At 70.3% G+C, this 20,570-nt stretch carries 23 protein-coding genes and 3 pseudogenes; 14 read left to right on the top strand and 12 right to left on the bottom strand.

All coding sequences use genetic code 11. The annotated features are described in order from the left end of the window. Positions 1-287: 287 nt before the first annotated feature. Positions 288-1,592, bottom strand: coding sequence for an aromatic acid/H+ symport family MFS transporter (locus AB0K34_RS06930; protein WP_138641457.1), 1,305 nt, complete (start codon positions 1,590-1,592; stop codon positions 288-290). Positions 1,593-2,885: 1,293 nt separating this feature from the next. Between AB0K34_RS06930 and AB0K34_RS06925 the strand changes: the two genes are divergently transcribed. Next, the gene (locus AB0K34_RS06925; RefSeq protein ID WP_138638584.1) at positions 2,886-3,068 is read left to right on the top strand and encodes a hypothetical protein; all 183 of its coding nucleotides are present in this window, start codon (positions 2,886-2,888) and stop codon (positions 3,066-3,068) included. A 24-nt stretch (positions 3,069-3,092) separates the two neighbouring features. On the opposite strand, the gene AB0K34_RS06920 is transcribed toward AB0K34_RS06925, so the two are convergent. From AB0K34_RS06920 to AB0K34_RS06880, 9 genes are all read right to left on the bottom strand, one after another. Further along, positions 3,093-3,566, bottom strand: coding sequence for a flavin reductase family protein (locus AB0K34_RS06920; RefSeq protein ID WP_138638583.1), 474 nt, complete (start codon positions 3,564-3,566; stop codon positions 3,093-3,095). Then, positions 3,563-4,417 (bottom strand): FAD/NAD(P)-binding protein, encoded by an 855-nt coding sequence (locus AB0K34_RS06915; protein WP_138638582.1) that lies wholly within the window; start codon positions 4,415-4,417, stop codon positions 3,563-3,565. Before AB0K34_RS06915 ends, AB0K34_RS06920 begins: the two co-directional genes overlap by 4 nt. Before the next feature lie 119 nt (positions 4,418-4,536). Next, on the bottom strand, positions 4,537-5,694 hold the full coding sequence (locus AB0K34_RS06910; RefSeq protein WP_138638581.1) for an LLM class flavin-dependent oxidoreductase: 1,158 nt from the start codon (positions 5,692-5,694) through the stop codon (positions 4,537-4,539). 4 nt (positions 5,695-5,698) lie between these two features. After that, positions 5,699-6,685, bottom strand: a complete 987-nt coding sequence (locus AB0K34_RS06905) for an ABC transporter substrate-binding protein (RefSeq protein WP_138638580.1) — start codon at positions 6,683-6,685, stop codon at positions 5,699-5,701. Further along, positions 6,682-7,473: an ABC transporter ATP-binding protein gene (locus tag AB0K34_RS06900; RefSeq protein ID WP_301174094.1), complete on the bottom strand. Its 792-nt coding sequence runs from the start codon at positions 7,471-7,473 to the stop codon at positions 6,682-6,684. The genes AB0K34_RS06905 and AB0K34_RS06900 overlap by 4 nt, the downstream gene beginning before the upstream one ends. Next, the gene (locus AB0K34_RS06895; protein WP_138638578.1) at positions 7,446-8,273 is read right to left on the bottom strand and encodes an ABC transporter permease; all 828 of its coding nucleotides are present in this window, start codon (positions 8,271-8,273) and stop codon (positions 7,446-7,448) included. The genes AB0K34_RS06900 and AB0K34_RS06895 overlap by 28 nt, the downstream gene beginning before the upstream one ends. A gap of 351 nt (positions 8,274-8,624) precedes the next feature. Further along, entirely contained in the window at positions 8,625-8,930 is a 306-nt protein-coding gene (locus AB0K34_RS06890; protein WP_240808059.1) for a HEAT repeat domain-containing protein, read from the bottom strand. A gap of 34 nt (positions 8,931-8,964) precedes the next feature. Beyond that, on the bottom strand, positions 8,965-9,504 hold the full coding sequence (locus AB0K34_RS06885) for an NAD(P)H-dependent oxidoreductase (RefSeq protein WP_240808058.1): 540 nt from the start codon (positions 9,502-9,504) through the stop codon (positions 8,965-8,967). After that, positions 9,498-9,947 (bottom strand): cysteine dioxygenase family protein, encoded by a 450-nt coding sequence (locus tag AB0K34_RS06880; protein WP_138638576.1) that lies wholly within the window; start codon positions 9,945-9,947, stop codon positions 9,498-9,500. The genes AB0K34_RS06885 and AB0K34_RS06880 overlap by 7 nt, the downstream gene beginning before the upstream one ends. Before the next feature lie 545 nt (positions 9,948-10,492). Between AB0K34_RS06880 and AB0K34_RS06875 the strand changes: the two genes are divergently transcribed. Continuing rightward, positions 10,493-11,374, top strand: coding sequence for an enoyl-CoA hydratase (locus tag AB0K34_RS06875; RefSeq protein WP_138638575.1), 882 nt, complete (start codon positions 10,493-10,495; stop codon positions 11,372-11,374). A 140-nt stretch (positions 11,375-11,514) separates the two neighbouring features. Here the strand turns inward: AB0K34_RS06875 and AB0K34_RS06870 are convergent, their stop codons facing one another. Then, the gene (locus AB0K34_RS06870) at positions 11,515-11,979 is read right to left on the bottom strand and encodes a MarR family transcriptional regulator (protein WP_138638574.1); all 465 of its coding nucleotides are present in this window, start codon (positions 11,977-11,979) and stop codon (positions 11,515-11,517) included. Positions 11,980-12,022: 43 nt separating this feature from the next. Here AB0K34_RS06870 and AB0K34_RS06865 point away from each other — a divergent pair. The 9 genes and pseudogenes from AB0K34_RS06865 to AB0K34_RS06825 all read left to right on the top strand — a co-directional run. Next, positions 12,023-12,490 (top strand): annotated as a pseudogene (locus AB0K34_RS06865) (LLM class flavin-dependent oxidoreductase); the annotation flags it as partial. A gap of 34 nt (positions 12,491-12,524) precedes the next feature. Further along, entirely contained in the window at positions 12,525-12,821 is a 297-nt protein-coding gene (locus AB0K34_RS06860; protein WP_356948722.1) for an LLM class flavin-dependent oxidoreductase, read from the top strand. A 230-nt stretch (positions 12,822-13,051) separates the two neighbouring features. After that, entirely contained in the window at positions 13,052-13,684 is a 633-nt protein-coding gene (locus AB0K34_RS06855; protein ID WP_138638573.1) for an isochorismatase family protein, read from the top strand. 282 nt (positions 13,685-13,966) lie between these two features. Beyond that, positions 13,967-15,754: a serine/threonine-protein kinase gene (locus AB0K34_RS06850; protein WP_138638572.1), complete on the top strand. Its 1,788-nt coding sequence runs from the start codon at positions 13,967-13,969 to the stop codon at positions 15,752-15,754. A gap of 130 nt (positions 15,755-15,884) precedes the next feature. Beyond that, the gene (locus AB0K34_RS06845; RefSeq protein WP_240808057.1) at positions 15,885-16,220 is read left to right on the top strand and encodes a transposase; all 336 of its coding nucleotides are present in this window, start codon (positions 15,885-15,887) and stop codon (positions 16,218-16,220) included. Continuing rightward, a pseudogene (locus AB0K34_RS06840) lies at positions 16,217-16,465 on the top strand (IS3 family transposase); the annotation flags it as partial. The gene AB0K34_RS06845 and the pseudogene AB0K34_RS06840, both read left to right, overlap by 4 nt. After that, entirely contained in the window at positions 16,450-17,106 is a 657-nt protein-coding gene (locus tag AB0K34_RS06835; RefSeq protein ID WP_301174093.1) for an IS3 family transposase, read from the top strand. The pseudogene AB0K34_RS06840 and the gene AB0K34_RS06835, both read left to right, overlap by 16 nt. Positions 17,107-17,112: 6 nt before the next feature. Beyond that, positions 17,113-17,412, top strand: coding sequence for a Tn3 family transposase (locus tag AB0K34_RS06830; protein ID WP_205719416.1), 300 nt, complete (start codon positions 17,113-17,115; stop codon positions 17,410-17,412). Between the two features lie 115 nt (positions 17,413-17,527). Continuing rightward, the gene (locus tag AB0K34_RS06825; RefSeq protein ID WP_240808054.1) at positions 17,528-18,136 is read left to right on the top strand and encodes a recombinase family protein; all 609 of its coding nucleotides are present in this window, start codon (positions 17,528-17,530) and stop codon (positions 18,134-18,136) included. 158 nt (positions 18,137-18,294) lie between these two features. Here the strand turns inward: AB0K34_RS06825 and AB0K34_RS06820 are convergent, their stop codons facing one another. After that, positions 18,295-18,954 carry a TetR/AcrR family transcriptional regulator gene (locus tag AB0K34_RS06820; RefSeq protein ID WP_138638571.1) on the bottom strand — a complete coding sequence of 220 codons (660 nt, stop codon included), beginning with the start codon at positions 18,952-18,954 and terminating at the stop codon, positions 18,295-18,297. Between the two features lie 97 nt (positions 18,955-19,051). Here AB0K34_RS06820 and AB0K34_RS06815 point away from each other — a divergent pair, with 97 nt between their 5' ends. The 3 genes and pseudogenes from AB0K34_RS06815 to AB0K34_RS06805 all read left to right on the top strand — a co-directional run. Next, positions 19,052-19,894: an NmrA/HSCARG family protein gene (locus tag AB0K34_RS06815; RefSeq protein WP_301174092.1), complete on the top strand. Its 843-nt coding sequence runs from the start codon at positions 19,052-19,054 to the stop codon at positions 19,892-19,894. Between the two features lie 69 nt (positions 19,895-19,963). Further along, entirely contained in the window at positions 19,964-20,365 is a 402-nt protein-coding gene (locus AB0K34_RS06810) for an SgcJ/EcaC family oxidoreductase (RefSeq protein WP_301174091.1), read from the top strand. A 108-nt stretch (positions 20,366-20,473) separates the two neighbouring features. After that, a pseudogene (locus AB0K34_RS06805) lies at positions 20,474-20,570 on the top strand (glyoxalase/bleomycin resistance/dioxygenase family protein); the annotation flags it as partial.

Here is a 20,570-nt window from a genome sequence, read left to right as displayed (position 1 = left end):
AGGGACGGCCCGAACGGGCGGCGTGCGGATGGCGCCGCCAAGCCCCACCCTGCGGCCGGACGGCGAATGGGTGGTCATCCATCACTGCTGTCGTGCGGCGAGCTCAGCACCAACCGCGTTACGGGAACGACGAACGCGCTCGTTCTGCTGCGGATCGCGCCGCGGCCCTGTCGAGCGACCGTCTGCGGGCCGGCGCCCCGTTGGCCGTCCAACCCGGCGGAGTCCCCGCCCGGCGGTGCCTGCCGCCGGGCGGGACGCCGCCTCCCGCTCGGGCGCGCCGCCCCCGCTCAGGCGTGTCCGCCGGCGCCGGACGGCACCATCGTGATCGCGATCGCGCCCAGCAGGGCGCACGCCCCGAACAGGTAGAAGTTCCACTGGTACGACATGCCGGTGTCGACGATCAGGCCGATCGACAGCGGGCCGACGATGGCGCCGGTGCGGCCCACGCCGAGCGTCCAGCCGAGCGCGCCGGCGCGCCGCTGCGGAGGGAAGTAGACGCCGACGAAGCTGTTGATGAGCACCTGGGTGGACACGGCCGCCGAGCCCGCGACGGCCAACAGCAGATACAGGACGAGCGTCCCGGCCGGGATGCTGAGCAGGAAGAGGGAGGTCCCGGCGGTGAGGAAGGACGCGATGGCGACGGAGCGGTATCCCAGCCGGTCCCCCACGGCCGCGATCAGGCACGAGCCGATGACCCCGCCGATGCTGAGGACCAGCAGCGCCCCGACCGCGGAGCCGAGCTCGTAGCCGGCCTCCCGCATGATCCCGGGGAGCCACGTCCCGAGGCCGTACCAGGTGAGCAGGGCCAGGAACGTGGCGACCCAGAAGCACAGCGAGGCGGTGAGGTTGCGGCCGCGGAACAGGGAGGCTGACGGCCCGACCGCGTCCTCGGCCGGGGCCTGCGACGGCAGTGGGACGCCGAACCGGCCGGCGACCGCCGCGGCCTCCTCCGTCCGTCCGCGGCTCACCAGATACTCCAAGGATTCCGGCAGGTAGCGCAGGGCGACCGGGACGATGAGGACCAGCGGCGCGGCGCCGATCATGAACAGCACCCGCCAGCCGGGCTCGGGCAGCAGCGGCAGCGACAGCATGGCCGCGAGCACCCCGCCCAGCGGGATGCCGGAGATCGCCATCGCGTAGATGAGCACGCGATGCCGGGGTGGCGCGTACTCCATCAGCAGGGCGGACGCCGTGGGGAGCAGCCCGCCGAGCCCCAGCCCGGCAAGGAAGCGCGCGATCCCGAGCACCTCGGGCGAGGGGGCGAGGGCGCTTCCGATCATGCAGAGCGAGAACCAGACGAGGCAGGTGATCAGCGGGAGCCGCCGGCCGAGGCGGTCGCTCAGCAGGCCGGTGACGATCGCGCCGATCAGCATGCCGAGGAAGGTGACCGCACCGATGACGCTCAGCCCCTTGGCCCCGACGTTCCATCCGGGCTCGTCGTCGAGGGTGGGCAGGACGCTGCCGTAGACGATCAGGTCGAAGCCGTCGGCGACGACGGCGAGCCAGCACAGGACGGTGACGAGGATCGCTGCCTTGCCGCTCGTTCCATGATGGTCCTTTTCGTGTCGCGGGGACGCTGTGGCACGTTGCATCGCGGGCTCCTCGTTCGGCGATCGCAGGGGTGGGCTGGAAAGTACGGGCACGAGTGACGGGAGCCGGAGCGGGCGGCGGGCACGGAGGACGCAGTGGGCGCGGGGCGGGGGCGTGGACGCACCGCCCGTTCGGTCAGGCGACCCGGTCCGGCACGCAGACGGCGAACGGGTCCTGGAAGGCACCGACTATGCCCACATCGCAGGAGTCACGACCTTGAGTGCTGACGCGCATGCTCCCTCACCTCCTACGTCATGGCGATATCACTTACTCTTTAGGTAAGTGTGTATTGAAGTACGCCAGCTTCGTGGCCCGATGTCAAGACCTTTCAGAGCCGCGAGCGGGCACGACGGCACGACCGCGCAAAGGCGAGGTGCTCGCGGCCGCGAGACCCGCGTGACGGCACGGCGGCGGACGGCGTCGCGGAGCCGGTCCGGGACCGCTCCACGCCGCGGCGAGGATATGAGCATCGCCGCTGAGAAGAATCTCCGTCTCCACGCTTTCAGGGGATTGACACGCCGTCCGCTACCAAGCCACTGTCCAGGTCGCTGCCATCAACATCTGGCTACAAGCCCTGGCCAACACCACTTTCTAAACAGGGCCTAGGGGTCCAAGGGAGGCGTGATGGCGACCCAGCAGACCAAGCGGACGTCGTCTGAGGTGATGGGCGGGAGGGGTTGTGGTGCGCGCTGGCGTACTGGGCCGAGGCGGTCGGCGAGGTCCGCGACTTGGTCGACTCGATCCTGAAGGCTGCCCGGTTGGTTCATGGGGGCGCGGACGGTCCGGAGGATGCGGGGGTTGTAGGGGGCTTGGAGGCGTTCGACGAGTTCGTCTTGCCGGTCGCCCCAGCCCAAGCAGATCATCGACCTCCAGCCCACACCCCGCTGACCAGCATCAACACCACCGCCTAGAGAAGCGCCCTCCAGGCGGCCCCACCCATCTCCGCCCAGCTCAGAGCCAAGATCCGCGTCTCCAGCCCGCCGAATTACGCGGAACGCGGGGGTCGAGAGTGACCGTTCAGACAAGAAAAGTGCCTCCGAGCTGGGAGGGTAGGGCTTGTCGAGGTCCTGTCCGCGCCAGTTCAGAAGGCACTTTTCACATGGAGATTACAGGTCGCCATGCCACGCTCGAGGTGTCTTCGGACGGGGCCGGGATCATCGGTCAGGCCGGCGGGGTCACGTTCGAGGACCGAAGTCCCGGCGGCAGCAGGTAACGCCGCTCCGGCCCCTCGGTGTGGTGGCCGGCGTAGGCGAAGGCGCTGCTGCGGGCGTTCCAGCCGAAGTGGTGCAGTTCGAGTGACCATCGCCAACGGCGCGTGTTCGCCATCGGAGTCGCCCCGTGGTGCCTGGCGGCTTCCGGGGCTCGGCACCCACAAGAAGATCGCCAAAGCCTACGGCCACTGGCTCGTCCCTGCCTTCTTCGTCATCATCGGCGGCCTCGTCGTGGTCGAGTCCGGCGTCCTCACCAGGATCTTCTGAAACACGCCGGGGCGGTGCATCGGGTCAGGGCAGCCGGCGGAAGCGGCTCGCATGAAAGACCAAAGGAGGGATCTCGGCGGCGGCATCCAGATCATGGACCCGCAGCACCACGATGTCGTGGTCGCCTGAGCGGACCCGGTGCTCGACCGCGCAGTCGTACCAGGCGGCGGCGCCCTCGATGAGCACGCAGCCGTCGGGCGTGGAGCGCCACGCGATTCCGGCGAAGCGGTCACCGCCGCGGGCGCCGAGCCGCCGAGCCGCCTCCTCCTGGTGCGCGCCGAGCACGCTGATCCCGATGTGCGGCAGGTCGCGCAGCAGAGGCCAGGTAGTGGAGCTGTGCGCCATGCAGACCGACACCAGCGGCGGATCCAGTGACACCGGCACGAACGAGCTGGCGGCCATGCCGACGGGCCGTCCGCCGACGAGACCCGCCACCGCGGCGACACCGGTGGGGTAGGCGCCGTAGACGCGGCGCAGGTCGATTTCCGTCATGGTCATGCCGGTGCCTCTTTCAGCGGGCGAGCAGCTTGCGAGCGCGGCGGGCTCGGGGCTCGGCGGCCGGGCCGCCACATCCGGCGGACAGCGCCGCGGCCGCGAGCGGTTGCGGCGCGCCGGTGCGGGTGCGCGGGTTGTCGGCCGACCCAGCGGGGCTGCGCAGGTCGGCCTACTTTCAGAGTAGGTAGATGTATGTGGTGGGGTTGCGGCAGCAGACCGTGCCGTGACACCGCGTGGACGACCGTGCCGGGATGCGCCTCGGCGAGCGTCACGGCGACGTCGAGCATGGTCAGACCGGTTTCGACCACCAGGACCGGGGCGCCGTCCCGAACGCCGTCGAGCGCATCGGGCGCCCACGGGTCCGGGATGCGGCGACCGCCCGCCGGCATCCGCGCACCGGGGGACGTACGGTTCCCGGTGGCCACGACCGCGGCGTCGGCGTCGAGGCTCCGTCCGTCCGTGAAGGTGAGGCGTGCGGCCCTGCCCTCGGACGGCGGGGCGAGGGCCGTCACGTTTCCCGTCACCAGGCGGATCCGGTCCCGGTGCTCGTCGAGAATCGCGCGCAGGTACCGTCCGTAGACCATGCGGGGCAGATAGTCCTCGTCCGCGACGTCCATGCCCCGTGAGCGGGCCCATCGCAGCAGGTGGTCGGGAACGTCGCCGAAGGCGCTCATCTTCCCCGCGCAGACGTTCAGCAGGTGACGCGGGTCGGTCGTCGAGTAGGCCTGCCCCAGACCGTGCCGCGCGTCCCGGTCTATCAGCACCGTTCGCAGCGGTCCCGCCGTCCGGCGCGCGAGATGCGCGGCGGCCAGCGCTCCGCTGGCTCCGCCACCGGTGATCGCCACCGTCCGCATCCGACCTCCCGAGTCGCGTTCTCGTGCCCCAACCGAGATGGTTCATATTTCCTACGGGAATTAGAGATAAAGATTCGCCGCCGCCGGCCGGGGCCCTGAAGCCTCGACCGGTGGCCGACTCAGGCGGTGGCGCGCAGGTCGGGTGTCCTACCGCGCCGGCGGAGTTCGGGCAGCACGCCCTCACCGAACCAGTAGGCCTCCTCGATGTGCGGATAGCCGGAGAGGATGAACTCCTCGATCCCGATGGCGGCGTACTCCTCGATCCGGTCGGCGACCTCGGTGTGGCTGCCGACCAGGGCGGTTCCGGCGCCGCCGCGCACCAGGCCGACACCCGCCCACAGGTTGGGGTAGATCTCCAGCTGACGGGCGTCCACGCCGCCGCCGTCCCGGTACCGCTGGTGCAGGGAGCGCATCCGCCGCTGGCCGACCGATTCGCTGGCGGCCAGGGCCTGCTGCGCCTTGGCGACGGCGGCGGGATCGAGGCTGTCCAGCAGCCGTCCGGCCTCCCGCCAGGCCCGCTCCGCAGTGTCGCGGCTGAGGGTGTGCAACCGGATGCCGAACCGGAGCGTGCGGCCCTGACGCTCGGCCAGCTGGCTGATGTGGGCGATCTTGGCGGCGACCTGGTCGGGCGGCTCGCCCCAGGTGAGGTAGACGTCGGCGTGGCGAGCCGCGACCGGGCCCGCGGCGCCGGACGAGCCGCCGAAGTAGATCGGCGGGACGGGGTCGGGAGGCTGCCGCACGGTGGCGCCTTCCACCCGGTAGTGCTCGCCGGTGTAGTCGAAGGGCTCGGCCCCCCAGGCGCCCCGCACGACCGACAGGAACTCCTCGGTGCGGGAGTAGCGTTCATCGTGGTCGAGGTGGTCGCCGAAGCGCCGCTGCTCGGCCGCCTCCCCTCCGGTGACCACGTTGAGCGCGAGCCGTCCGCCGGAGATGCGCTGGTAGGTCGCGGCCATCTGGGCCGCCAGGGTCGGAGAGATCAGGCCGGGCCGGAAGGCGACCAGGAACTTCAGCCGGCGGGTCTCACGGACGAGCGCCGAAGTCACCAGCCAGGCGTCCTCGCACCAGGTGCCCGTGGGGGTGAGGACGGCCTCGAACCCCAGATGCTCGGCGGTCCGGGCGACCTGGGCGAGGTAGTCGATGTCTGGAGTGCGGAAGCGGTCGGCGGTGCCCGCCGCTCCTGCGGGCACGCCTACTCCCTTGGGCACGCTGTGGCCTCCGCCGACGAGTGTCCGGCCGTCGCCGGTGGTGGGCAGGAACCAGTGGAATCGCAGGGTCATCGTGTCACTTCCCTTGACGTGCCGCCGTGGCGAGGTCGTTGAAACGCCGGTCGAAGAAGTCGGCGATCGTGACCTTGCCGGGGATCAGGCCGACACCGGAGAAGGAGTCGGCGATCTGCTGTTCGGAGGCGATCACCGAGTCGTCGATGGGAATGATGTCGGCGAGGCGGCGATCGACGGCGCGCTCGGCGACCGGTACGGGCAGCCGGGTCTGTTTCGCCCAGATGCCCGCCCATTGCGCAGGGTGGGTGTTGGACCACTGGATCGCGCGCTGGTAGCGGGCGAGGAAGTCCTTGAGGGCGGCGGTCCGCTCCTTGTCCTTGAGGGTGTCTTTGGAGGTGACCTGGAAGCCGTAGCCGTTGGTGTAGCCGCGGCCGTCGGCCAGGATGCGGGCGCCGTTCTCCAGTTCGGCCTGGGCGGTGTAGGGCTCCCAGGTCGCCCAGGCATCCACGCGGCCGCCGGTGAGCGCGGCGAGGGCGTCGGCGGGCTGGAGGTACTGCGTCTGGATGTCGCCGAACCCGAGCCCGTTCTTCTTGAGCACCGACAGCAGGTGGTAGTTGGCCGAGCTGCCCTTGGCGACGGCGACCTTCTTGCCCTTGAGCTCGGTCGGCGAACGCAACGGGGAGCCCTTGGGCACCACGATGGCCTGCCCCGTCAGGCGGGACTCGGTGGCGCCGACGATGATGATGCGGGCCTTGGACGCCGCCGCGAACACCGGTGGGGTGTTGCCGACGGAGCCGAAGTCGACGGCCCCGGCGTTGACGCCTTCGAGGATCGGCGGGCCGGAGGTGAACAGCGACCATTTGATCTTGTAGGTGAGGCCGTCGAGCTGGCCGGCGGCCGTGAGCATCTCCTGCACGCTGGCGCCCTTCTGGTCTCCGACGCGTAGCACCACTTCCCCCGGCTCGGCCGCTTTGTCGCCGGAGGAGCAGGAGGTCACCGCCGTGAGAAGCGCGGTCAGCAGGAGCACAGCGGCATGCCGTCTGGTCATGTCGTTCCTTCGATGGTCACGCCCAGCCGGGCGAGGAGGGTGGAGCGCAGGTCGATGAGTTCGCGTTGGTCGCGGCGGCGGGGGCGGGGCAGGTCGACCGTGGACTGGTGCGCGATCCGGCCGCCGTCCAGTACCAGAACGCGGTCGGCGAGCAGCAGCGCCTCGTCCACGTCGTGGGTGACCAGCAGGACACCGGGGCTGTGCCTGGCCCACAGGTCGAGCACGAGCCGGTGGATGTTGATGCGCGTCAGCGCGTCGAGCGCGCTGAACGGCTCGTCGAGCAGCAGCAGGTCGGGGTTGCGCACCAGGGCGCGGGCGAGGGAGACCCGCTGGGCTTCGCCTCCGGAGAGGGTGAGCGGCCACACGTCCCGGCGGTCGGTCAGCGCGACCTCCGCCAGTGCGCGCTCGGCTGCGGCGACCGGGTCGGGGGCTCGCAGCCCGAGTGTGACGTTGCTCAGCACGCGCTTCCAGGGAACCAGGCGCGGTTCCTGGAAGGCCACGGCCGCCGTGCCGTCGACGTGCAGGTCGCCGGCGGCGCCGCCGTCGAGTCCGGCGAGCACTCGCAGCAGCGTGGACTTGCCCGAGCCGCTGCGGCCGAGCAGGGCGACGAACTCCCCGCGCTCGATGTCCAGGTCCACGCCGTCCAGGACGCTGCGGGCCCCGAACCGCTTGGTCAGCCCCCGGATCCGGACGACCGGACTGGTGGCGGTGGAATCCGCCGTGCCGGTATTGGTGGCCTGCGGGCCGGCGTCGGCGCCGTTCACGTTCCGAGCAGTCCGCGTCGCCATGACAGCGCCCTCCCTTCCAGCAGCCGCACCAAGGCGTCGGTGGCGAGGCCGAGGATCGCGTAAACGAGCAGCCCGACCACGACGATGTCGATGCGCAGGAACTCGCGGGCGTCGTTGATCATGAAGCCGAGCCCCGTGCTCGCGTTGATCTGCTCGGCCACGATCAGGGCGAGCCAGGCGATGCCGAGGCTCTGCCGCAGCCCGACCAGCGTCTGCGGCAGCGCGCCGGGCAGCACGATGTGCCTGATCAGCGCGGTCCGGCCGAGCCGCAGGACCTGCCCGACCTCGGCGAGCCTGGCGTCCACGCCGCGAATGCCGGCGTAGGTGTTCAGGTAGATCGGGAAGAGCACGCCGAAGGCCACCAGGACGACCTTGGGGGTCTCTCCGATCCCGAACCAGAGGATGAAGAGCGGGATCAGGCCGAACAGCGGGAGCGCGCGCAGCATCTGCATCGGCGGATCGACGACGCTCTCGCCGGGGCGGCTGAGCCCGGCCAGCAGTGCCAGGGAGAGCCCGGCGACCGCTCCGATGAGGAAACCGATGAGCGCCCGCTGCAAGGAGATCGCGACGGCCTCGCCGAGCGTCCCGTCGGCGGTCAAGGCCACCGCCGTGTCGGCGACGGTCGCGGGCGACGCCAGCAGCCGCTCGGGCAGGACGCCCGCGCTGCTCGCGACCTGCCAGAGGATCAGCAGCGCCAGCGGGCTGACGACCCGCAGCCCGGGGCGGGGCCGCGGCGGAGATGGGGGTCTGGAGCGCGCCCGGGCGGCCGGGCGCGCGAGATCGACGGAGGATGTGGACATGGGACTCCAAGCCCCTTCATGGGAAGCCGGTCGGCGGACAGGGTCGGTCAGCGAACAGGCGGGCGGCCGGAGCGGTGCGCCCGGGCCTGCCGGGATCGCGTCGTCAGCGCGGACACAGGGCGCTCGCCTGCAGCCGGAGATCGACGTGCAGACGGGCGACGAGGGGGACGAGGGGACTCACGGCAGTCACTCTGGCCAATATTTCCTAGTAAGTCAATAGGAAATACATGAATATGGCGTCCGGCACACTGAGGACCGGCCCCGACGCCGGCACACCACGAAACGAGCAGCGGGCCGGGAGCACCGGCGCAGGGTTGCCCGGCCCGCCAGAAGCGGCGGGCCCGCCGGATGTCACGGCGCAGGGGTCAGTGACCGCCGCGCGTACGCCCTGACGTCGGCGTCGGGGTCGGAGCAGGCGCGGCGGAGCGCATCGGCGGCGTCGGTCTCGGTGCCGGCCCAGCGGCCCAGATTGATCACGGCCGCCTTGCGCACGTCCAGGTTCGGGCCGTCCAGCGCCTTGACGAGCGAGCCGAGCGCGGTGGCCGCCGCCGCGTCCAGCGGCGCGGGGCAGCCGATCCCCGCGAGGGCCTCCAGGGCGGCCGCCCGGACCAGATCGTCGGCGTCGTCCGCCAGCCGCTCAGATCGGCCGACAGGCACGCCTTGCGACGAAGGCGTCCAGCGGCGGCACGGTTCACGCGACGGCGCTCCGGCCCCCAAGCACCGCGGTCACCTGGGGCGCGACCCGGCCGGCCCAGCCGTCCAGGATCTCGCCCGCCCGTTCGACCTGCTCCTCCAGCAGCACCGCCCCGGGAGTCGGGACGAACGCCCCCAGTTCCACCAGCACCGCGCGCAGATGCACCTCGACGGCCAGCGCGTGCCGTGCGTTGCCCATGACCATCAGCGGAAGAGCCGCGGCCGAGGCCAGCGCCGCGCCGGGCAGGCGATCCAGGAAGGTCTTCAGCAGCCCCGTATAGGTGCCCTTGTAGGTCGGGCTCGCCACCACCAGCACATCCGCGGCCAGGACCGCCTGTTCCGCCTTCTCCACCGCGGCGGGGACCGAGGACGAGCCCAACCCCACCGCCAGCGCCGAGAGGTCGATGATCTCCTGGTCGGCCGGGCCGATGCGCCCGCCGACGGCCTCGGCGGCCAGGACCGCGACCGCGCGGGTGCGCGATCGCGGCCGGGGGTTGCCCACCAACACGACGACGCGCGCGGCCGACCGCGTCACCACTGGCCCGCCTCCTCGGTCACCAGCCGCACCAGCCGGCCGTCGGCAAGGTCGTAGCGGTTCATGGACGACAGCGGCGGGGAGTAGGCGTGCACGCTCACCGCCGGGGCGGCCGAGACGTTGCGCACCTCGTGGACGTACTCGGCCCCGAACGCGCGGGACCCGCCCGGCGTCACGTCCCGCACCGCGCCAAGGTCACGCTCCTGCAGGCTGCCCAGCGCCACCGCGAACGCACCGCGCGAACCACCGTGGTCGTGCAGCCCGGTGGTCTGACCCGGCGGCCAGTTGATCAGCCAGATCTCGTGGTCGCCATCCCGGCGCAGCCGCCCGTACCAGCGGCCCTGCGGGCTGAGCCGCACCCGCGGCAGCCAGGCATAGCAATCCTCCGCCAGTTCGGTCAACGTCGCGGACGCCACGTCGTCCGCCATAACGGTCATGTTCGTCATCGCCTGCTCTCCCTCTGTCAGCGGATCCTGCGCCGTGTGTCACCTGGGCAAGGCGCGGTGACACAGGCCACCGGCCAGCCGTCCCAGATCGACATGCGGCCGCGTCCACGGAGAGAGCCCAGAGTGCATGCGATCAGCATGGCCGGCATTCTCGACCTAGTCAACCGGAATTATCTGCAATGCACCCCGCACAGGGATCACGGTGCAGCTGCGCGGTGACGCCCACATGCTGAACCTCCGCGCTGCTCGCCTCCCCCGAGCGGCACCTGATCTTTGACATCAACGACCGGGACATGGTCGCCGGATGCCCAGGCCCCCTTCCCGTCGCCGTGCCGGCATCACCCGGACCAGGTGATGCCGCCATGACGGAATAAGTGTCTGCACAGACAGGTTGTTCGCGTCACTTCACCCATGAGGAAGGGCGATCTCGATGGACTCCTCGCTCATCCCGACGCCGGCGGCATGGTGGCGCCCGCCCGGGAGGCCGGTCGCCACCGTGACCGTGAGGGGCCCAGCGCCCGCAACACTGTGAAAGGACGGATGACATGGCCGACAGCACCCTGCCCGAGCCGGTGAAGCTCGGTGACCGCGTGACCTACGACGTACCCGCCGAGCGTGTCGCCCGCGCGACACTCACCCGCTCCGAGACCGGGAATCTGCAGGACGTCCACCTGCTCTACCAGCTGGACGCCGCCTACCGGCGCGCCGCGGCCGACGACTCGATCTCCGTGTTCGTCCTCGCCGCGGAGGGCCAGGACTTCTCGATCGGGCACGACGTCGATGGGCTCTTCAGCACCGACGGCATGGACCAGGTGACGCTGGAGGGCGGACTGGGGCTCGGCGGCGTCGAGGGCGATATGGCCTGGGAGAACGAGGTCTTCCTGCAACTGCACTGGCGCTGGCGCAACTTCCCCAAACCGAGCATCGCCGCGGTTCAGGGGCGCGTGTTCGCCGGCGGCTTGATGATCACGTGGCCCAATGACCTGATCGTGGCCAGTGAGGACGCGCGCTTCGCCGACCCGGTCACGGCGTTCGGGATGAGCGCCGTCGAGCTGTTCATGCATCCGTGGGAGTTCGGTGCGCGCCGTGCGAAGGAACTGCTGCTCACAGGCGACGTCCTGACGGCGGCAGAGGCCAAGGAAATCGGCATGGTCAGCCGGGTGGTCCCCCGAGCCGACCTGGAGTCGGCCACGCTGGCCCTCGCCGAGCGGATCGCGACCCGCCCCACCGCCGGGCTGAAGATGGCCAAGAGGGCCGTGAATCAGACCCTGGAGATCCAGGGCCAGTGGAACGCGCTGCAGGCGGCCTTCAGCCTGCACACCCTCGGCCACGCCAACAACAGGATCGTGAACAACGGCTCCTACATCGACCCCGCGGGCTTTCCGCTGGTCGCTGACATCTGGGAACTGCCGCAAACGGATGCCTGAGTTTCCATCCCCACCGGCAGTGCGGTGATGACCGCCCAACCAGTCAGGGCCCGGGCGTGCTGCAACACCTACCCGGAGGCCGTGCCGGTGTCCGCCGGGCCGCAGGTGATCGGCAAGCGGTTCACCTGCGGCCGGTGCGGTCACCGCGGGCTCGCCCCCTCGTCGCTCTCCGGCCCGAGGCGTGACCAGATCCGCGTGAGGTCGCGCAGGTCGTCGTCGTCCAAACGGTCGAGGAAGAGTCGGCGCAGGTCGGCATGCTGCTGCTTCCATGCCTTGCGCAGGAGGTTGTGCCCATCGGGTGTCAGGACGGCGACGTAGCCGCGTCCGTCCCCGGCCGCACGCTGACGCTCGATGAGCCCGCGGCGCTCCAGCCGGTCGGCGAGCCGGGTGAAACCACCGGTGGACATCAGCCGATCCCTGGCCAGCTCGGACATCCGCATGCCGGAGCGACCGGCTCGACCGAGCAGGGACAGGACACTGTACTCGGCCATGCTCACGCCCAGTGGCGCGATCCCCGCCTCGATCTCACGCCAGATGCGGTCGTGGGCATAAAGGAAACCTCGCCAGGCCTCGTTCTCAAGGTCGCTCAGACGTGGAGTCGCCACCCCCGCAGCATACCGTGACCGCCGTCCTCATCGCCCGGTGTACATGTCTGCGCAGGCAGTACACTGGAAGGAATATCTATCTGCGCAGACACCTTGTTATGATCAGAACACCGAACGGCATCCGCACGAGGACCGTATGGAGAGCACGTTGCCCACCACAGTCGCCGGGGAGCGATCCCCCTTCGAGATCGGCTTCATGACGTTCGCCGAGATCATCGCCGACCCAGCTACCGGTACGCTTCCTTCCGCGCACCAGCGCGCCCGGGAAACCATCGAGCAGGCGCGGCTCGCCGACGAGGCCGGACTCGACCTGTTCGCCGTCGGCGAGCACCACCGCACCGACGTCGTCGGCTCGGCCCCCTCCGTCGTCCTGACCGCAGCCGCCCAGGCCGCCACGAACATCAGGCTGACCAGCGCGGTCACCGTGCTCAGCTCCGACGACCCGGTGCGGGTCTGGGAACAGATCGCCACACTCGACCAGCTCTCCGGAGGCCGGGCCGAGATCATCGCCGGCCGCGGCTCCTGCACCAAATCACCAGCAGACCATCGACCTGTACCGAGAAGCCGCACAGCAGGCCGGGCACGACCCCGCCACGCTGCGCACCAGCATCAACCTCCACGGCTACGTCGGGCGTACCAGCCAGGACGCCCGCGACACGATGTACCCCTACTTCGCGCAGGGCATGATGGCCAACAACCACCAGCGTGGCCGCGGGTTCGCGATGCCGCGGGCCGCCATCGAAGCCCAGCCCCCAACGCCGGACTCGTCGTCGGCAGCCCGCATGAGGTCATCGAGAAGCTGCTGGCCTACCACGAGCTCTACGGCCTGGACCGCGCCCTGATCCAGATCGGCTTCGGCGGGATGCCGCAGCAGGACGTCCTCAAGGCGATCGAACTGCTCGGCGCCGAAGTCGCCCCCGTCGTACGCCGCGAGGTCGGCTCCCGGAAGGAGCAGGCGGCGTGACCACCACCGTGAGCGACATCCTCACGCTCGTGGCGACTCACAAGAGGCCGGCTGACTGACACCAGCCGCGTCACGGTGACCACAAGGGAAACAACCAAGGAGAAAGTCATGCCGCACACGCCACTTACCGCCGACAACAGCGCGGTCGTCCTCATCGATCACGAGGTCGGTTTCTCGAACCTCATCGGATCGCACACGATCGATGAGAACCTCAACGGCACGCTCGCGCTGGCCAAAACCGCGAAGCTGTTCAACCTACCGCTGATCGTCACCGCCGCTCCCGAGGACTTTCCCGCAGGCCCTCTCTACCCCGAGCTCGCGCAGGTCCTCGGCGACACTCCCGTCATCCACCGTCCACCGGTCTTCGACGCTTTCGAGAACGACCAGTTCGCTGCGGCCATCGAGGCCGCCGGACGCAAGAAGCTGATCATGGCGGGCATCCAGACCGACGTCTGCCTCGCCCTGACCGCCTTGACCGCTCTCGACCGCGGCTACGAGGTCTACATCGTCGTCGACGCCTCTGCGGCGACCACCAAAGAGACACACGACACGGCGGTCATGCGACTCGTTCAGGCCGGCGCGATCCCCGTCAACTGGCTCGCCGTCGGCTCGGAGATCCTCCGCGGTTGGGTCGACCAGCCGCTCGCACCAGCGTTCGGGGAGCTTATCTACGAGCACCTGCCGTCCTGGCGGCACAACCACGTGGCGAGCGACGCCATCGCGAAGTACGCCACCAAGTAGTCCCCTAACCGCACCCCGGGCCGGGCGTGCTCCCGCAAAAGGCCGCCCGGTCCGGTCGACCTCTCTGCCGAGCCGCGCCGGGCCTCGCGCGTTGCCCGAGTATTCGTCCGCGGCCGTGTCGGCGGTGGACGCCGGGCTGACACCGGCGACGTGAGTGTAAAAGGCGGCTCGGCTCGTGGTTGGGAAGGTCGGCCGGTACCGGCGGGTGAATAGTCGATGGTCCAGTGGCGTCCGGACAGGACACCTCATTAGTCTTCAGCTGATCTTCAATAAGGGGGATTTATGGAGGCGCTACAGCTCGAAGATCCGCGGACGATGGGCGACTATCGGCTGATTGGTCGGCTCGGTGCGGGAGGCATGGGGCAGGTCTATCTGGGCCGGTCCCGCGGCGGGCGCATGGTGGCCGTGAAGCTGGTGCACGCCAACCTGGCCGCGGACCCGGTCTTCCGGCAGCGGTTCCGGCACGAGGTGGAGGCGGCGCGCCGGGTCGGCGGCCAGTGGACGGCACCGGTGCTGGACGCCGACACCGAATCGGATGAGCCGTGGGTGGCCACCGGCTATGTTCCCGGTCCCACGCTGGCGGACACGGTCGAGCGGCACGGTCCGCTGCCCGAGCTCTCCGTTCTCGCGCTGGCGTCGGGGCTGGCCCGCGCGTTACAGGCTGTGCACGCCCATCGACTGATCCACCGCGACCTCAAGCCGTCCAACGTGATGGTGACCATCGACGGCCCACGGGTGATCGACTTCGGCATCGCGCGGTCGGTGGACGCCGGCGTGGCGACCCGCACCGGGGCCCTGATCGGCTCGCCCGCCTTCATGTCGCCCGAGCAGGCGCGGGGGGCGGAACCGAGCCCGGCCGGCGACATCTTCAGCTTGGGGTCGGTGCTGGCCTACGCCGCGACCGGACGTCGACCGTTCGGCGCCGACGTCGACAACGTGCACGCGGTGCTCCTCCAGGTCACGCAGGGAGACCCGCAGTTGGGCAGGCTGTCCGGACCGGTTCGCACCCTGGTGGAGGCATGCCTGGCCAAAGCACCGGAAGATCGCCCCACACTCGAGGCGATTCTAAGATCTTTGCCCCCGTTCCCGCGGATCTGGTTGCCCGGGGAGGTCGCCACCGAACTGGGTCGGCATACCGCCGGCCTGCTCGACCTGGAGACCCCCGACCTGGAGGCGGCTCACGCCGCACCGTCCCCGCACCCCGGCCCTCCCGGGAGCGGCCACACCAGCACGGCCTCCTTCCGGCGCCGTCCGGCACCGCGCCGCCGGCTGTACCCCGCCCTCGGCGCCGTCGCGGCCGTCGTGATCGCGGCGACCACGGTCATCGCGCTCACCGGCGATGATGGAGAGGCTACCGCCGGGCGGAACACCGGCACCAAAGAACAGGGCACCAAAGACGAGAGCGTCAACGGCGTCGTGCCGCCCGCCATGGTCGGGACGTGGGAGGGAGAGGTCGAACAGGCCGGCACCGAGACATGGTGGCAACGCCGGATCACCCTTTCCCAGGGGGCACTCGGCCAGGACGTCGCCAGGATCATCGTGGCCCAGGAGCCCGGGATGTTCTGCGAGTACGTCGGAAGGCTGGCGTCCAGCTCACCCGCCGTCGATCTGCGTCCACGCCTCACCAGAAGCATCCCGCCGGGCAGATGCGAGGACGACCCGCCGCAGAAGATGACGTTGAAAGGCGCGCAGGTCCACTGGGCCGCCGGGAAGGTGTCCGGCGATCTCTCACGCGCTCGCCACACGGCGGTACCGGCCGATCTCCACGGCCGCTGGGTCGGGTCCGACGGAAACGGTCTGCATAGGGAGTTCGACATCGGTGACGGCGCCGTCGGCACCGAGGCCGTTCGGACCCGGGTGGGCGCTCCAGGCGGTCCCGCCTGCGAGACCGCCGGCGTGCTCGTCTCGGCAGACGATCCGATCATCTTCCTGGCCACCCGCTTGATCAGCCGGACCTCCGGCTGTTCACTCAACCCGGCTCTGCAGGCTTTCAAGCTGGAAGCCCAAGGCTTGACCTGGGGGTACGGGGACGCAAGCAATGGCGACAGTGCCCAGCTGCGCCGCCCCTGACATCGACTGCCGTACCCGACGCAGCGTTACCGCGGCGCCGAAGACCGCACGGGCCCTCCCCCCGGAGTGTGGACACCCTGAGCGCCCTGGATCATGGAAGGTCTGGGGGTAAGAGGGGTCCCGTGTGAGGATGAAGGTCTACTCCGAGGAGTTCAAGGCCGACGCGGTGGCGTTGTACCTGTCGGATCCGTCGCGGACGTATGCGTCGGTGGCCAGGGATCTGGGTGTCAACCGGGAGACGCTGCGTCTGTGGGTGCGGCAGGCCCGTGCCGGGCAGACCGGCGGGCGGCAGGCCGAGGGTGGCAGGCCGGCCCGGCGGCCCGAGCCGGGTGCTGGCCCGGTAGCCTCCGACGCCGTGCTTGAACAGGAGAATCGGCAGCTGCGCGCCAAGGTGCGCGAGCTGGAGGCCGAGCGCGACATTCTGCGTCGGGCGGCCAAGTATCTCGCGGGAGAGACGAACTGGTGAGTCGCTTCCAGTTCGTTGAGGACCATCGTGAGCTGTTCAGCGTCAAGCGGCTGTGTCATGTCCTTGAAGTCTCCCGGTCGGGCTACTACCGGTGGCGGGAGGCCCGCCGGGCCCGGGCCGAGCGGCGCCGTGCCGACGAGGCGCTGGCCGAGCAGATCCGCCGGATCCACGCCGATCAGGACGGCACCTACGGGTCGCCGCGGGTCACGGCCGAGCTGCGCGGTCAGGGGTGGCGGGTGAACCACAAGCGCATCGAGCGGGTGATGCGCGCCTTCGACATCGTCGGCGTGCACCTGCGCAGGAAGGTCCGGACCACCGTGCCCGAGCCCTCCCACCAGAAGGTGGGCGACCTGATCAAGCGGACTTCTGCGCCCCGGCACCGAACCAGCGGTACGTGGGCGACATCACCTACCTGCCGGTCGCAGACGGCAGGTTCCTCTACTTGGCGACCGTGATCGACCTGTACTCACGCCGGCTGGCGGGCTGGTCGATCGCCGACCACATGCGCACCGAGCTGGTCATCGACGCGTTGGAGGCCGCGGCCCGCACCCGTGGCGGGCGGCTGGACGGCGCCGTCTTCCACTCCGATCACGGCGCCCAGTACACCTCGGCTGACTTCGCCGCCGCCTGCGCCCGCCTGGGCGTCGTCCAGTCGATGGGCGCGGTCGGCACAAGCGCCGACAACGCCCTGGCCGAGGCGTTCAACGCCAGCCTGAAACGAGAGACCCTGCAGGGCCGCAAGCGCTGGTCCGGGCCACGCCAGGCCCGGCTGGCGGTGTTCCGGTGGGTCACGCGCTACAACACCACGCGCAGGCACTCGGCCCTCGGCCACACCAGCCCGATCAACTACGAACAACAGACCGATAAGGTGGCTCAAGCCGCATAACAACCGGTGTCCACACTTCGGGGGGAACCCCCGTTCAACGAGCTGATCGCCAACTGCGTCATCTACTCCAACGCCTGCGACATCACCGACGCCGCCAACGCCCTAGCCGCCGAGGGCCACCCCGTCGACACCGAGGACCTGGCCACCGTCTCGCCCTACATCACCACCACACCATCCGCCGGTTCGGCAACTGGACCCTCAACCTCACCCCGCCCGATCAGACCCGACCACGCGCTTGGACCTGGAACCGCGCGTGCTGTTCGGTACACCGCCTGCCTGAGTCCCCACCCGGCGCTGTTCCGTTAGGGGATCCCCCACCGGAACACCGGCCAGCCGAGACGGACATCCAGGTCGAACTGTTCCGTAAGAGTGTTCCGCGAACTGTCCCGGTGACGGGGCCCTATCCGGAACACTGGAGCCCGTGAACGCCGTCAACGCCGCGCCGAACGCGATCCGGGTCGGCTACGCCCGCTGCTCCACCGACGAGCAGGACGTCGTGCTCCAGACCGATCAGCTGCTCGGGCTCGGCGTGCCCGAGGATCGGATCTACATCGACCGGGGTTTCTCCGGGACCACCCGCCGCAACCGCGCTGGCCTGGACCGGGCGCTGGCCGCGGTGTGGCCCGAGAGCGTGTTCACCGTGACCGAGTTCGACCGGTTCGCCCGCAACATGGCCGAGGCCAACCAGATCCTCACCGACCTGTCCGACCGCGGCGTGCTGTTCGGGCTCGGCGGGTCGGTCTACGACTGGAACGACCCGTTCGGCCGACTGTTCCTGCAGACCCTGGCGATGGTGGCGGAGTTCGAGGCGAACCTGGGCCACCTGCGCACCCGCGAGGGCATGGCCCTGGCCAAGAAGAACGGCAAGCTGAAGGGCAAGCAGCCCAAGCTGCCCGAGCCAGCGCGGCGTTCCATCCGCCGCCGCTACGCCGAGGGCGAGGTCTCCCTCGCCGACCTGGCCACCGAGTACAGCGTCGGCCGTTCCACCATCCACCGCATCATCCACGACCCGACGCCCGGGCCGAACTGACGGCCAGTCTCGTTCCCTCCACACCAAAGGGTGAGTACCGATGTTCGATGAGCAGGAGGAAGGGCCGGAGTTCGGGTACGCGGTGGACGCTGGCCGAGGACGAGCCCGGCTAGCGCTAGCCGACCCGGCCCTGCGCGGTGCAGGGGCCGAGGGGCGGATCAGGTTCGCCAACGCGCCGTCAGCAGGCGTTGCGCGGGGGGCAGCCCGGGCAGGTCGGCGCGCGGCTGGGCGGCGAGGCCGCCCAGGGCGATCGCGATCAGGCGGCGCCGGGCGGCCCGCGCTTCGGTGGTGAGCGCGGGGTCGTCCACGTCCTGGATCTGCTCGACCAATGGCGACCGGCCCAACTGCTCGATGAGCAGGAGGACGTCGGTCGCCGTCACGTCCCGGCGTAGTCCGCCGCACTCGTGCGCGCGGTCCACCAGGACAGCGAAGTCCCGGTCTGCCGAGGCCGCGAGGCCGGCCATCTGCGGGGGCAGCGACGTCAGCCTCCCCAGCGGGGCCAGCGTGCCCTGGCCGTACTCGACGCTCTCGACGACCAGGTTCTGCAGTCCCTGCCACGGGTCGGGGTGGTCGGCGGCCGTCCGCACGGTCGCTATCCACTGCTGGTTCGACAGCACCAGCAGCCGTTCGTACAAGGCGGCCTTGCCGTTGTAGCGCCGGTAGAGCGTGCCCACGCCGACCCCGGCGGCCTCGGCGATCGCGTTGACCGAGGCGTGCACCCCGTCGCGCGCGAACACCCGCCGGGCGGCCTGCAGGAGGGCTTCGTCGTTACGGGCGACCTCGGCCTGCCGGGCCTGCTGCTGTTTGGAGACACCCATGCCGGTCATCCTAGACCTTGCGGAGCGAATGACTCCGCAGTAGTGTCCTCGATCTGCGGAGCGAATTGCTCCGCACTGAAAGGGAAACGAGGACCCTATGCACTCGACCAAGACCGTGCTCGTCGCCGGAGCGACCGGAAACCAAGGCGGTGGCACCGCCCGGGCGCTGCTCGCCGACGGCTGGAACGTACGGGCCCTGGTGCGCGACGCGGACGCGGTCCCCGCCCGCGCCCTGGCCCGCGCCGGCGCGACCCTGGTGCGCGGCGACCTCGATGATGCGGAGTCACTGGCCCGGGCGGCCGCCGGCGCCCACGGCGTGTTCAGCGTCCAGCCGCTGGCCGTCACCGAGGAGGAACTGGCCACCGAGGTCCGCCGCGGGATCGCCCTGGCCGACGCCGCCCGGGTCGCAGGAGTCGCGCACCTGGTCTACAGCTCCGTCGACGGCGCCGAACGCGCCACCGGCATCGACCACTTCGAGTCCAAGACCCGCATAGAGGAGCACATTGCCGCCACCCTCCCGTCGGCGACGATCCTGCGGCCGGTGTTCTTCATGGACAACCTGCTGTGGTACGCCGACGCCACCAACGAACGCGTCCTGGAACTACCGGTGGTCCCCGACCGCCCGATGCAGATGATCGCGGCCTCGGACATCGGCCGGATCGCCGCCAAAGCGTTCGCCGAACCCGATGCCTATCTCGGCGCCCGGCTGGCGATCGCCGGGGACGCCGTCAGCTTCGAGCAGGTGGCGGCGGCTTACCAGCAGGTGACCGGTGTCCCCACGCGGCTGGCGCCCAAGCCGATCGAGGAACGGATGTACCAGTGGTTCGCAGAGGACGGCTACCAAGCCGACATCCCCACCCTGCGCACCGACTTCCCCTGGCTTCAGCGCTTCGACGCCTTCCTGCGCAACGCGCTCATCCCCGACCGCTCCCCCCACTGACCCCGCCGCCATGCCCGTACCGGCCGCAGCGGCCGCCCCCGGCCCCCGCATTCAGAAAGCGAGATCGTCGTGAACCCCGATCCCACCCCATCCACCGACGTCAGCGCCATCGCACGGGTCGTGGCCGCCGTCGAACACACCCAGTGCACCAAGGACACCGAGGGCTTCTTGGCACTGTTCCACCCCGACGCGCTGTGGACGACCGCCCAAGGCAAGGTCCTGGTCGGTCTGGACGCCATCGCCGAGTTCACCCGCGCCGTGCTACCGAGGGCCGACTGGGACGGAGACGTCACCTACCAAGCCGTCCACACCCGGTTCCTGCGGCCGGACGTGGCGGCCGTCAAGGTCAGGCAGGTCTACCACGCCCCCGACGGCGCTTCCGAGGGCACCCCGCTGTACATCATGACCAAGCAGGACGACGGGGCCTGGCTGCTGCACGCCGGCCAGAACACTCTGGTCCGAGCCGATTGAGCATCACCGCGTCGCCGCCCCATTCCGCAGCGGCCTGGGGTGCCGCCGGTCGCTCGGGTGCCCGGGCCCCGCAGCCGGCCCGGCGTCCTCCCCAGCGTCAGGACGACCGAGCCGGCCAAGCGTCGTCCCGGCTACGCCAACTTCGCCGTCGCCGAGCCTCCGCTCAAGCTCGTCCTGATCGAGGGCAAGGACGAGGAGGCCACTC

It is taken from the genome of Actinomadura sp. NPDC049382 (genome assembly GCF_040677125.1).
Taxonomy (GTDB): domain Bacteria; phylum Actinomycetota; class Actinomycetes; order Streptosporangiales; family Streptosporangiaceae; genus Spirillospora; species Spirillospora geliboluensis.
The sequence above is the reverse complement of the archived record's forward strand: the minus strand, read 5'-3'. Positions and strand labels throughout refer to the sequence as shown.